General features: G+C 39.6%; 9 protein-coding genes and 4 pseudogenes. 7 read left to right on the top strand and 6 right to left on the bottom strand.

The annotated features are described in order from the left end of the window. Positions 1 to 142: 142 nt before the first annotated feature. On the top strand, positions 143 to 454 hold the full coding sequence (locus tag KA717_15875; protein ID UXE63891.1) for a hypothetical protein: 312 nt from the start codon (positions 143 to 145) through the stop codon (positions 452 to 454). Here the strand turns inward: KA717_15875 and KA717_15870 are convergent. From KA717_15870 to KA717_15855, 4 genes and pseudogenes are all read right to left on the bottom strand, one after another. Next, a complete protein-coding gene (locus KA717_15870) occupies positions 443 to 1570 on the bottom strand; it encodes an ISAs1 family transposase (GenBank protein UXE63890.1) in 1128 nt (375 codons plus the stop codon). The genes KA717_15875 and KA717_15870 overlap by 12 nt on opposite strands. A gap of 179 nt (positions 1571 to 1749) precedes the next feature. Further along, positions 1750 to 2550: pseudogene (locus KA717_15865) on the bottom strand (IS4 family transposase). A gap of 250 nt (positions 2551 to 2800) precedes the next feature. Beyond that, a pseudogene (locus KA717_15860) lies at positions 2801 to 4126 on the bottom strand (IS4 family transposase). 98 nt (positions 4127 to 4224) lie between these two features. Further along, positions 4225 to 4500 (bottom strand): hypothetical protein, encoded by a 276-nt coding sequence (locus tag KA717_15855; GenBank protein ID UXE63889.1) that lies wholly within the window; start codon positions 4498 to 4500, stop codon positions 4225 to 4227. A gap of 162 nt (positions 4501 to 4662) precedes the next feature. Here KA717_15855 and KA717_15850 point away from each other — a divergent pair. After that, a pseudogene (locus KA717_15850) lies at positions 4663 to 5139 on the top strand (IS1634 family transposase). Positions 5140 to 5193: 54 nt separating this feature from the next. Here the strand turns inward: KA717_15850 and KA717_15845 are convergent. Together KA717_15845 and KA717_15840 are read right to left on the bottom strand one after the other, a co-directional pair. Further along, the gene (locus KA717_15845) at positions 5194 to 5892 is read right to left on the bottom strand and encodes a helix-turn-helix domain-containing protein (protein UXE63888.1); all 699 of its coding nucleotides are present in this window, start codon (positions 5890 to 5892) and stop codon (positions 5194 to 5196) included. A 268-nt stretch (positions 5893 to 6160) separates the two neighbouring features. Continuing rightward, positions 6161 to 6775 carry a transposase gene (locus tag KA717_15840; GenBank protein ID UXE63887.1) on the bottom strand — a complete coding sequence of 205 codons (615 nt, stop codon included), beginning with the start codon at positions 6773 to 6775 and terminating at the stop codon, positions 6161 to 6163. 67 nt (positions 6776 to 6842) lie between these two features. On the opposite strand from KA717_15840, the gene KA717_15835 reads away from it, so the two are divergent. From KA717_15835 to KA717_15815, 5 genes and pseudogenes are all read left to right on the top strand, one after another. Beyond that, positions 6843 to 7886: an IS630 family transposase gene (locus KA717_15835; protein UXE63886.1), complete on the top strand. Its 1044-nt coding sequence runs from the start codon at positions 6843 to 6845 to the stop codon at positions 7884 to 7886. A gap of 372 nt (positions 7887 to 8258) precedes the next feature. Further along, on the top strand, positions 8259 to 8519 hold the full coding sequence (locus KA717_15830) for a hypothetical protein (protein UXE63885.1): 261 nt from the start codon (positions 8259 to 8261) through the stop codon (positions 8517 to 8519). A 383-nt stretch (positions 8520 to 8902) separates the two neighbouring features. Then, positions 8903 to 9373 (top strand): hypothetical protein, encoded by a 471-nt coding sequence (locus KA717_15825; protein UXE63884.1) that lies wholly within the window; start codon positions 8903 to 8905, stop codon positions 9371 to 9373. Between the two features lie 457 nt (positions 9374 to 9830). Beyond that, a complete protein-coding gene (locus KA717_15820; protein ID UXE64681.1) occupies positions 9831 to 11156 on the top strand; it encodes an IS4 family transposase in 1326 nt (441 codons plus the stop codon). Positions 11157 to 11697: 541 nt separating this feature from the next. After that, a pseudogene (locus tag KA717_15815) lies at positions 11698 to 13039 on the top strand (IS5 family transposase). The last annotated feature ends 8 nt before the right edge of the window (positions 13040 to 13047 follow it).

The following is a 13047-nucleotide window of genomic DNA, read 5'->3' as shown; positions in this document are numbered from 1 at the left end:
CCCTACAGGAAACATGATTTAATATAATAATGGTATTATGTTCCCACAGGTAATATGAACATTAGGACATAATGGTATTATGTCTCTACGGAAAACATGATTTAAAAATTGAACAATAATACAAGAAAACCATGATTTAACCATGCCGTATAATCCAGACATACACCATCGCCAAGCTATTCGCTTAAAAAATTACGATTATAGCCAAGCAGGAGCGTATCTTATTACAATTTGTACCAAACAAAAACAATGTATATTTGGTGACATCAAAAACAGAAAAATGCGATTCAATTCCCTGGGTTCCATTGCCGATAAATATTGGCAAGAAATCCCTCAACATTTTGCGAATGTTGCCCTAGATGTTTATACAATCATGCCCAATCATCTACACGGGATATTGTGGATTATGAAATCTTCAGAAAACTCTCAGGGCAAACGCATCTTATCCGAGTAAAACCTTAAGGAGATAGTCCTCGTCCCAACCAGCGCGTAGCCGTTTATTCTTGGTACCAAGTTTCAGAGTATTTTCCTTTGTGAGCAAGTTAAGAGCGATATGGCGTAAGACGGCTAAATTCTCAGGAGCAAAATCCTTACGAATGCGACAAGCATCCTCGTTGAAGGCCAAGTCTAGAACCCAATGTAAAGAGTTTTCTATCAACCAATGACTACGAACAGATTGGGATAATTTTTGAGCATTACTCGGCAGGCTACTGATATAGTAGCGAGTCTCATACTCTGTTTTGTCTTTCAATCGTCTCTCCGCTTTAATCATACAGATGCTCGTCAACTTTGCCCATTTCTCCCCACCCAGCAAAAATTCTGTTTGTTCCATCGTCCAGCAACGGCGAATTTCAATCCGTCCATGTCCCTTGTCTATTGTTTGATGAAAATCATGCTTAATTCCCACAAAATTAACCGATTGAGCATGAGCAAATAATTGTTCAACATCCTCACATAAATTACCTTGATTGCCTTTCAATGCCAAAACATAATCTCCCCCTCGCCCTACTATCTGTTGGGCAATCTTTGTCTGAGTTCCCATGGCATCAATCGTTACGATACAACCTTTGACCTCTAGCATTTTCAGGAGTTTAGGAATCGCCGTGATTTCATTCGATTTGCTTTCCACCTTGCACTGTCCTAGTACTAGACGATTTGCTGTTGCCCATGCACTTACCATCTGAATTGCGCCCTTTCCGTTGGCATTGTCATAGGAGTGGCGAAGGGTTTTGCCGTCAATCGCTATCACTTCTCCTTCACTTACCTCCGCTATACTTTTGACCCAATGCAGAAAACAGTCTTGAAATTGCTCTGGATTCAGACTAGCAAATACACGCGCAAACGTATCGTCGGAGGGGATGCCATTCGGCAATTCCAAAATTTTTTTTAGCCATTGATGTTTAGCCTTGCCGAAACTTTCCATGGCTACCCAACCTTCTGCTCCACAAATGACGGCTAAGATGGCAATCGTTAGAATATCAATGAGTTTATGCCGTTTTGTTCGTTCGATGCGAGGGTCATCTATTTCGGCAAAGTGTTCTACCAGTCTATATTTGGGTCGGAGTTTCATCGCTTTTGTTTTCTATGCACTTTCCCTTATTTTCCCTTATCCATCCCTCTATAATGTTCTTGTATCTGTATCATTTTTAGATGCGTTCGCCCTGAGAAAACTCTAATAAAAATAGAAAATTCGGTGATATTGGTATAGAATCAATTTCTAGCGTGATTCGTTCTTATAAAGCGATTGTCCTAAGTACAGGACAAAAAATGTAGGGAGTCGAGAAAAAGAGAAAAATTGGGTAGAGAAGGATTAAGAACAAGATGACGAAGATGGTCAAAACCAAGACGAAAAAGACTCTGCGCTAGGCGACCATGTTTCTTGAGGGGAATGGGATGAAGATGATGAATTGCTAGACCAGTTTTGAGAGACCAAGCCAAAGCTAAAGTCAGTAAAGCCAAAAGCTTACGAAGACGCTTGGGGTCAGTAAAGTGAGTAGATTCCAAGCAAAAGCCACGAGTCTTAAAGATGCCAAAAAGGGTTTCAATGCCCCAACGCAGGGCATAATCGTGAATAAGACCTTGGGAATCGGGATGTCCAATGACGATAAGTAGAGAATTATCAGGCAAGCGAAGAGCCTCTACAGAAACAGGATATCCCCAAACCCGACAACTCCCTTGAAGACGTTGAGATTCACCAATAGCAAGATGGGCAAAAATGACTTTGGCGGCCAAAAGCTTGCCATTGTGCTCAATCTTGTCCGTAGCCCGAATTCTCAGACAGAAAGCCAGTAGCGGTTCGAGCAGAAGATAGCGAAGCCAAGCCTGACCAATAAACTCACGGTCGCCACATAAACAACGAATCAGGGCGGTGGGAAAAATCTTGAGCATCTCCTCGATAAAACGCATTCGTTCATCACTGTTAGAATTGCCCTTTTTCTTGCTAAGCATCCACCACAAGATGGGAATGGCTACTCCTTCATGGACAATGCCGACAGTGAGGATATTATAACCATGACTGCCAAACTCCCAGGTTGTGCGGTCAATACTTAGGGCTTGCTGAATAAGTCTGCAAATCGAACCTAGATGCCACAGGGCGCGAAAAATGGTGACTTCAGAAATCAGTTTCCGATTTTAACCCACAATTTTCTAGCAAAGTGCATGGATTTTGAGCCTTCAAATGCCATAAGCTTGCACCTAATCGTGTTCAAAATGGCTGAAAAGCTTATCTGATAAAGGTTCTGCCTTTATTCGGCAAACCCTACTTAATACCCAAGGTTGAGGGATATCCAGCCCATCCGTGTCAACTTAAAGGAATGGGTTCCCAAATTTGTTGATTGAGAGCGGCCTTTTCTCGATGTCGCTTTCTCTCAGCTTTGACCAAACCAAATAACTTAGCACGTTCAGCCAGATAGGTTACTGTATCAGGCTTTTCTCCTCTAGCAATAGCCTTCGCTACATAGTATAGACTCCGAAACACCATCTCTACTGAGATTTTTTCTTTCGGTTGATTTAGAGCAATCGCCACTTCCCCTACCAATTGATTTAAGACCGTATAGAAAATCAAAGTGCAAATAATCTGGATTTGGACACCATTCTTATTCCCTACCCATAAATAGGCTAGTCCTAAAAGTCTTTTCGTTAATAAAAAGGCTTCTTCGATTGTCCATCGTCTTCGATATAAATCACAGACCTCTTCGGCGGACAGTTGTTCGGGAGACAACACATTTGTTAAATACTGATACCAGATTGTTCCCCATAATACTGAGACTAATCTCACCGGATGCTTGCAAGGATTAGAACGGTAATTTCCCATAATGATAATCTCATCTCTGTAATGACTACCTTGAGACAATACTTGTTTGGTTTTGTAAGATGTACCCGCTCTAAATCTGGTTAGAAAAAACTTTTTAGCTTCTGTTAACAAATCAAACCACACAAAGCTAAAAAATCCCATATCTACGAGAATTAAACCATTTTCTGGTAATTTAGCTGCCAATTCTTCACACCATATTTTATCATTTGATTTATCATTTTCTGTGTACCATAAAGTAACGGGTCTTTGGGTAAAGGCTTCCACTACCATCATTATTTTACCCCCCAATTTACTCTTTTCTTCTTTACTTATTTTCATATTTTTCCTTATCTGCTCTAGCGTTTAGCCATCTGCTATCCACACTGCACTAAACTTTTCTCTTATTTTTTCCCATTTTTCTCCTACTTGGAGCTTCTTCCCTTTTTCGGCTGCTTTTTCTAACACTCCTTTTAGTAATATTGCAAATATTTCGGCTGGCACATTCATCATTCTTTTTGATACTGCCTGTTTGCTTACTTTTAATGATGCTACCCATAGCAATCCCTCTTCCTCTAACAGTCTTACCGCTTCACTTATACCCGCTATTTGACGATACACTATACTTAACACTAATGCCACCATTACTGGTAAATTTAGCACCCTATCTCTCATCATTTTCTCATGAGTTCCCTGTAAATATTTTAATGGTGTAAACATTGTGGGTTCTAGTAATTCAAACAACTCTTTTGTTATTTCAGGGATTTCTACCCCTGGCTGATTTGTCTTACGACGTAAGTCTGGGTTTCCTTTTCTCCGAGGATGTTGTCTTGCCATTTGTTTTTTGCTCACTTTTTTATATACTAACCTTTTTTTCAGCCTACTCTTACTTCCGCCTGCTTTTAGGCTAATCTTTTGTGAGTAGGCATTTTGGCTTAAGTTGACACCAATGCACTTATACCCGCTATTTGACGATACACTATACTTAACACTAATGCCACCATTACTGGTAAATTTAGCACCCTATCTCTCATCATTTTCTCATGAGTTCCCTGTAAATATTTTAATGGTGTAAACATTGTGGGTTCTAGTAATTCAAACAACTCTTTTGTTATTTCAGGGATTTCTACCCCTGGCTGATTTGTCTTACGACGTAAGTCTGGGTTTCCTTTTCTCCGAGGATGTTGTCTTGCCATTTGTTTTTTGCTCACTTTTTTATATACTAACCTTTTTTTCAGCCTACTCTTACTTCCGCCTGCTTTTAGGCTAATCTTTTGTGAGTAGACATTTTGACTTAAGTTGACACCAATGGACCGAAACAAGGGGCTACCCCTCTCGGTTTTCATTACCGCTTAACTGGGCAATTAAGCCTTGATTCCTCTTGCTTGGAAGCCGCATCTAAACGGGCTGGACGTTTTATTTTAGCTACTAATGTTCTTGATTCTCAGGTTTTGAGTCCCGACCAGATGTTGGCTGAATATAAGGCTCAACAAAACACCGAGCGCGGCTTTCGCTTTCTCAAAGACCCTTTCTTTTTTGCCTCTGCTCTTTTTCTCAAGAATCCTCAACGCATTATGGCTTTGATGATGATTATGGTTGTCTCTTTATTGGTTTATACTTTGGCACAACGTCGCCTACGACAGGCTTTGGCTCTTGCCCATCAGACTATTCCTAATCAAAAGGGTAAACCGACCGCCATTCCCACTCTGCGTTGGGTCTTTCAGTCTTTTCTGTTTATCCGTTGGTTAGAGATTGACGGCATTCAAACTATCGTTAATTTGACCTCCAAACACAAATATATTCTTTCCTTTCTTGGCTCTTCATGTCAAAAGTACTACTTTGTCTCTTGACTTACCTGCGGAATGTGGGTTCTAATGCACTATGAATAGAGTAGTTTAAATTAATTACTCTATAGGTGGCGGCAACCTGCGGAATGTCGGTTGAATCTTCCCCTGAGACATCGGAAGGTCTGGTGCTTTCCGCTCTAATGCTTGAATTCCCGTCATTTCATCTAGAGAAATAGTCTTTTCTCCCTTTTCCTCTCCTAAAATTGCACTCTCATAGGCTTGGCAGATATCATTCACTTTTTCCCCAAAATTTGGGTCAGGGGGGGGATTCAGCCAGTATCCTGACTGATGGGGTTTAATATCTGCTTCTTCCCATAATCTTCCTACCTGTCGAGGAGATATACTTTCCACTATTCCTTGCTTTACTAATTCCTCGGCTAATTCTCGTCCTGTCCAGTGACTTATCGGACGCTCATAATTCTTTGGGTCATCACAGGCTAATTTGAACAACTTCAAGATTTGTTCGCGTTTAAACTTGGCGGGTGCTCCACTACGTTCAGCATCTTTGATTCTTTCTGTTATTTCTATTTCACTTTTCTGTCCTGCTATCCATCTTTCTCTCCATTGACTTGCCATTTTTCGGCTGATTTTTAATTTTCTAGCAATTTCTCGATTATTTTCTCCCTCATCTGCCAGAAGCACTATTTTTGCCCTTAAGGCAATTTGCTGCTCTGTTGTATGACGATTTATCAGTTTTTCTAGATGTTCTCGTTCTTTTGCTTCCAACTTTAACTCTTTGGGGGCTAATCGGGGCATGACTTTTTCTCCTATATACCTATATTTATCTTTTTATCGGTTGCCTAATAATAGTATCTTAACTTACGCCTTAGACTACTAGTTCAATTTGCGGAGCCACTTCATCAAATAAATCCTTGGGTGTATAGTCCTCTCGCCACGTAACCGTCCAATAGCCTATAAAAAAAGGCGTTGCTGACTTGAGGTATGAATCTCTAAAGATGCAATTTTTAAAACATTGACTCACACTGGTTTCTAGATGTATGCAAAATTCTATTTCATACCCTGATTAAGCAACGCCTAAAAAAATCAAGGGTCTAGGATTTGAGACGGCGGGCTCCTGAACAACAGGAATTAGAGAAGGAGGCTGCTCCCCTAGTCGAGCCGCTAGACATGATTGCGTCAGAAAATCTAAGACAGAACGCCCTTGTAATTTCAACGAATGATTGACTGTCAGCATTCTCGACACAAACTCACTCCCCGCTTGAGACTGAGAACCAAAGCTGAGGTTACGCCAAATTACGGCTGGTCGCAAAGCTCGTTCTGCTGAATTATTCGTCGGTTCCACCCCCTCTCTATAGACAAACGTCCAGAGAGCCGCCTCCACTTTCAGCAACTTTCGACAGGTACGGACTGTTTTCGCGAGGGGCGATTTTTCGCGCCAACCAATTTCGATAGCCGCCGCCGACATTAATTCTTGGTGCATTTCCCATCTGAGCAATTCTACTGCTTCGATAAATAACTCCTTCGACAGCGTGCCGTCTCTGGCTTTGTGCCACCAATGAAACAGGCGATAGCCTCTCGCTAGTAATGCTGTGCCGATTTCTTGTGATGCCCCTGTTCTTTCTGCCATCGCCTGAAAGTCTCTCAGCACATGAGACCAACATATACTAAACACGGTCACAGGTTGCGAATTCTAAAAATAAGAGATAATATAATAAAAATAGAAAAATTAGTCAAGAGGCTGAGAAATGATTAAGTTAGAATTTACAGAAGAAGACAAAAGACTGTTGTCTTACGGTCGGTTTAATCACCCGCATCCTAGAGTGCAGCTAAAGATGGAAGTTTTATGGCTAAAAAGTCAGGGATTGTCTCATCAAAAAATTGCTCAATTCGCAGGAGTTTCAGTAAATACGGTGACAAGCTATATCCGTGATTATCAAGAGGGCGGGATAGAAAAACTAAAAGAAATAAAATTTAATCGCCCGAAAAGCGAGTTAACAGAGCATCAAGGGACAATTGAGGCATATTTTGAGTCAAATCCACCAGCAACAATAAATGAAGCAGTAAAAAGAATAGAAGAATTAACAGGAATAAAAAGAAGTCCGACGCAAGTCAGAAAATTTTTAAAGTCAATAGGAATGAGGTGTCTAAAGGTGGGAACAATTCCATCAAAAGCAGATGTAGAAGCTCAGGATAGCTATAGAGAAAAAGAGCTAGAACCAAGGCTAGAAGAGGCAAAAGCAGGAAAAAGGGCAGTTTTCTTTGTAGATGCCTCTCATTTTGTAATGGGAGCATTTGTAAATTTTATATGGTGCTTCAAGAGGATTTTTATTAAGTCACCATCAGGGAGAAAACGTTTTAATGTGTTAGGAGCATTAAATGCAATTACCCATGAAGTAATTATGGTAACGAACAGTTCTTATATTACGGGAACTCAGGTTTGTGAACTCCTAGAAAAGATAGCAGAATTAGGACTATTAATACCGATTACGTTGGTATTAGACAATGCTCGTTATCAAAAATGCCGAATTGTACAGGAGTTGGCAGAATCATTAGGAATAGAGTTACTGTACTTACCTCCTTATTCTCCTAACTTGAATTTAATTGAAAGACTGTGGAAGTTTGTGAAGAAGAAGTGTTTATACGCAAAATATTATGAAGATTTTACGCAGTTTTCTGCAGCAATTTCAGGATGTCTTGAAGATGCTAACGTAAAATATAAGGAGGAGCTTGATTCTCTGCTCACCTTACGATTTCAACGCTTTGATAAATCTCAGATTATGAACGTTTGAAGTATAGTTGTCGCAATTCTGGCTTCACCCAACTGTAGCTGCCATAACGGTCACTGCCTAAGTAGGGTCTGCTGAAAAAGTCCACAAAACGAACCTAGATGCCACAGGACGCGAAAAATGGTGACTTCAGAGAGTAGTTTCCAATTTCAACCCCCAGTTTTCCAACGACGTGCATGGGCTTTGAGCCTCCAAAGGCCATAACCTTGCACCTGATCGTTTTTAAAATGCTTGAAAGCATTATCTGGCAAGGGTTCTATACTTATTCAGCAAGCCCTAATTAGGCTCTACTGAAAACGTTACGTTACGAGTAATCCGCTACGCTGAAAACAGCAAAGGAGAAATTCTCTCCAAAACCTAAACAAAGTTTAACCGATGCCCACTGATAACGAACGCCTTGATCGTATCGAATCAATTCTGGAAATAACCCTCACCCTTGGCCAACAGTTCCGTGAAGATCTGATACAGATTGACCAGATGACGAAACGAAACGCTTCTGCCATTACCCGATTAGAGGAGAAAGTTACCCAATTTGTTGAACAGTCCATACAAGACAGGGAAACTGTAACCTCTGAATTTAGGGGATTGCGTCTAGAGATGCAACGTTTGATCGAGTTGACTTTGAAAAATGATTAGGCGATCGCTTTACGCTTTACTTAGCACTTCATGAAAATTTATGGGCATCACTAGTTTAACTTTTAGAAGAAAACAAAAGCGATCGCGGTTTTTGAAGACGACAAGGCGATTGCTCCCAATTATAAACTGCAAAATAGTTGATCGCCGTCTCAACGCTCATCAAAAAGCGATCGCGGAAAGTACCTCAAATCGTCCTGAGCGTAGGTTAAGTTGAGAAAAGCCAACATCATCTGAGGTAGAATCAATAAATTTTTGTTAAAAGGGGTGCTTTTTTGAGGGAAATTGATAGAATATACCCTAATACTTTGTCTAACGTCCTTATTGGGTTAGTTATGCAGAGATTTTCCAATGAACTGTAAATTACTAACTCAAGGTTGAACAGTATGGATATTTTAAGTCATGGAGAAATCGTCGGCACTCATCATTTACCTGACGGAGTGATTGATCATGGAGGACAGCATTTCAGTGATCTCAATCATGATTTGAATTCAACTTATTCCAGTAATGTCGAGTCCATGTCTCAGGGAATTGATCTTCATTCTTATGATCTCTCAAATAGTTTTTCCCACGAGTTCAATCCTAACGAAATAGTGCATTCTGACTGTATTGCTTTCTCTGGGACTGATTTTAATTCTGGTCTTGATCATCTACACAATTCTATGCAGATCGAAACCCCCAGTTTTGAGCATCTATCCGCCAGTAATTTTCATGCTGAGGTGATCCCCCGTGAGGCGACTCCAGATTATGCGGCGGCGGCTAATAATGAGGGCTGGGCAAAGCATTATGAGGATCGGGCCGCAAGTTGGGCAAGTGAGGGGTCTTTTAATCAGGCAGATTACTTGCAAAACTGGTGAGTGCGAAGTTCTCTGTCAGACATTTTGACAAAACGCCTAAAAGCCTTGCTTTGAAAGTCTTTCAGCGATTATAAGTCTTGAAGAGGTTTGAAGGGCGTTGGGGGCTGAAACCCTAGTAAACTCGTTGATTTTCCTAGAACTTCGCACTGTCCAGTTGCAAAAAGAGGCGGAATATTATCATCAAAAAGCCGATGAAAATCTTAATAAATAATTGTGTTTTCTGCTTTTGAGTTCAAGAGCGATCACAGTTTGATAGACTGACTGACCACAGTTCGATAAACTCACTGACCGCAATTCGCCCCTACATAAAATCTTGGGGATTCGTAGGGGTGCAAGGCTTGCCATTGGTGTCAACTTAAGCCAAAATGCCTACTCACAAAAGATTAGCCTAAAAGCAGGCGGAAGTAAGAGTAGGCTGAAAAAAAGGTTAGTATATAAAAAAGTGAGCAAAAAACAAATGGCAAGACAACATCCTCGGAGAAAAGGAAACCCAGACTTACGTCGTAAGACAAATCAGCCAGGGGTAGAAATCCCTGAAATAACAAAAGAGTTGTTTGAATTACTAGAACCCACAATGTTTACACCATTAAAATATTTACAGGGAACTCATGAGAAAATGATGAGAGATAGGGTGCTAAATTTACCAGTAATGGTGGCATTAGTGTTAAGTATAGTGTATCGTCAAATAGCGGGTATAAGTGAAGCGGTAAGACTGTTAGAGGAAGAGGGATTGCTATGGGTAGCATCATTAAAAGTAAGCAAACAGGCAGTATCAAAAAGAATGATGAATGTGCCAGCCGAAATATTTGCAATATTACTAAAAGGAGTGTTAGAAAAAGCAGCCGAAAAAGGGAAGAAGCTCCAAGTAGGAGAAAAATGGGAAAAAATAAGAGAAAAGTTTAGTGCAGTGTGGATAGCAGATGGCTCAACGCTAGAGCAGATAAGGAAAAATATGAAAATAAGTAAAGAAGAAAAGAGTAAATTGGGGGGTAAAATAATGATGGTAGTGGAAGCCTTTACCCAAAGACCCGTTACTTTATGGTACACAGAAAATGATAAATCAAATGATAAAATATGGTGTGAAGAATTGGCAGCTAAATTACCAGAAAATGGTTTAATTCTCGTAGATATGGGATTTTTTAGCTTTGTGTGGTTTGATTTGTTAACAGAAGCTAAAAAGTTTTTTCTAACCAGATTTAGAGCGGGTACATCTTACAAAACCAAACAAGTATTGTCTCAAGGTAGTCATTACAGAGATGAGATTATCATTATGGGAAATTACCGTTCTAATCCTTGCAAGCATCCGGTGAGATTAGTCTCAGTATTATGGGGAACAATCTGGTATCAGTATTTAACAAATGTGTTGTCTCCCGAACAACTGTCCGCCGAAGAGGTCTGTGATTTATATCGAAGACGATGGACAATCGAAGAAGCCTTTTTATTAACGAAAAGACTTTTAGGACTAGCCTATTTATGGGTAGGGAATAAGAATGGTGTCCAAATCCAGATTATTTGCACTTTGATTTTCTATACGGTCTTAAATCAATTGGTAGGGGAAGTGGCGATTGCTCTAAATCAACCGAAAGAAAAAATCTCAGTAGAGATGGTGTTTCGGAGTCTATACTATGTAGCGAAGGCTATTGCTAGAGGAGAAAAGCCTGATACAGTAACCTATCTGGCTGAACGTGCTAAGTTATTTGGTTTGGTCAAAGCTGAGAGAAAGCGACATCGAGAAAAGGCCGCTCTCAATCAACAAATTTGGGAACCCATTCCTTTAAGTTGACACGGATGCTTATCCTTTTACCCCTTTTCCCTTTACCCATGAGTTTTTAGTACAGTGTAGGGGGTTTGGTTTCCAAATCCCCAATCTTCAATGTCTATCCCATATTTCTGCTTTTTGAGCTTTCCCTAATCTCTCAATTGCAAACAACGAAATTCGAGAATAACATTTTTAAATATGGGCGATTATTTTTAATAATTGTGATTGGAAATGGAATTGAATTTGGGAAATAATTTGGGAAAGGATTTGGAAACCAAACCCCTACGGTTAATGTGAAAATAGAATTTGAGAAAGGGCGATCACAGTTTTATTGTTTATGATTGAAAAGAGCGATAAAATGATAAACACTAACCTCAAAGCAAAAAATTGATTACGTCCTTTGGCAATCAAGCAACTGCCGACTTATTCAACGGTATAAATAGGGCTTGCTGAAAAAAGCTGAAACCTTTACGGAGAAAAATAGTAGGCGAATTAAGAACCGCTAGAATGCACGAAAATAGGGTAGAATGCCTCAAAACCATTGCATTAAGAAGAGAGAAAGCAGATGTACCGAAAGCAACAGTACTCAATTGAAACACCAGAAAACTTGAAAAATCTGTTCGGCGGGCAGTTAGACGAAGAAAATCGTTGGATAGAAATGTCAAAAATGATTCCCTGGGAAGAATATGAGGAAGAATATGCAAAAAACTTCACAGAAAAAAAAGGAGCCCCAGCCAAATCATTTAGAATGGCATTAGGAGCATTAATTATCAAAGAAATTTCAGGAAAAAGTGACAGAGAAACAGTAGAACAAATAAAAGAGAACCCTTATTTACAGTACTTTATAGGAATGGAAAGCTATAGTAGCAAAGAAGCATTTAATGCGTCAATGATGGTTCATTTTCGTAAAAAAATAGGAATGGAATTAATAAATAAATAAAATTAATAAAGAAATAGAAAAAAAAGCGACGGGTGTAGCGTCAGAAAAAAAAGAAAATGAAGGAAAGTTATTGTTAGATGCGACTTGTACACCAGCAGATATAAAATATCCAACGGATATAGGAATATTGAATGATGCAAGAGAAAAAACAGAAAAAATAATAGATAAGCTGTATGAAGAAATAAAAGAGAAAAGGAAAGAAAAGCCGAGGACTTATAGGGAAGTGGCAAGAAAAGAGTACTTAGCCATAGCAAAAAAACGTCGTGTGTCAAAAAAAGAAAGAAGAAAAGGAACAAAAAAACAACTAGGATATATAAAAAGAAACTTGTCTGATATAGAAAAAATGATAGAAGAGGGAGCAAAGTTAGAAAAACTAACGAAAAAAGAGCAAGAAGAGCTTGTAACGATAGGAAAAGTGTATGAGCAACAGTTAGAAATGTATGAAAAAAAGACAAATAAAGTAGAAAACAGAATTGTGAGTGTAAGCCAACCTCACGTGCGTCCAATAGTGCGTGGAAAAGCGGGAAAAGCAGTAGAGTTTGGAGCTAAAATATCGGCAAGTAATGTGAATGGCTTTGTCTTCTTAGACAAATTAAGTTGGGATAATTACAACGAATCGGGAGATTTACAAGCGCGAATAGAAGAATATAAAAGGGAAACAGGATGTTATCCGGAATCGGTTCATGTGGATAAAATCTATCGAACAAAAGCGAATCGAGCTTATTGTAAAGAAAGGGATATAAGAATGAGTGGTCCCCGATTGGGAAGACCGCCGAAAGAGGTGAGCAAAGAAAAAAAGAAAGAGGCACGCTCAGATGAAAGAGTGCGTAATGCCATTGAGGGTAAATTCGGACAGGGAAAGAGGAAATTTAGTCTTGGTCGAGTGATGGCCAAACTACCTGAGACCTCGGAAACGGTAATTGCGATGAACTTTTTGGTAATGAATCTTTCTACTCTACTTCAGAAGACAAAAAG

It is taken from the genome of Woronichinia naegeliana WA131, assembly GCA_025370055.1.
Lineage (GTDB): Bacteria > Cyanobacteriota > Cyanobacteriia > Cyanobacteriales > Microcystaceae > Woronichinia > Woronichinia naegeliana.
Note: the sequence above shows the minus strand (reverse complement) of the source record. Positions and strands in the feature narration are given on the sequence as shown.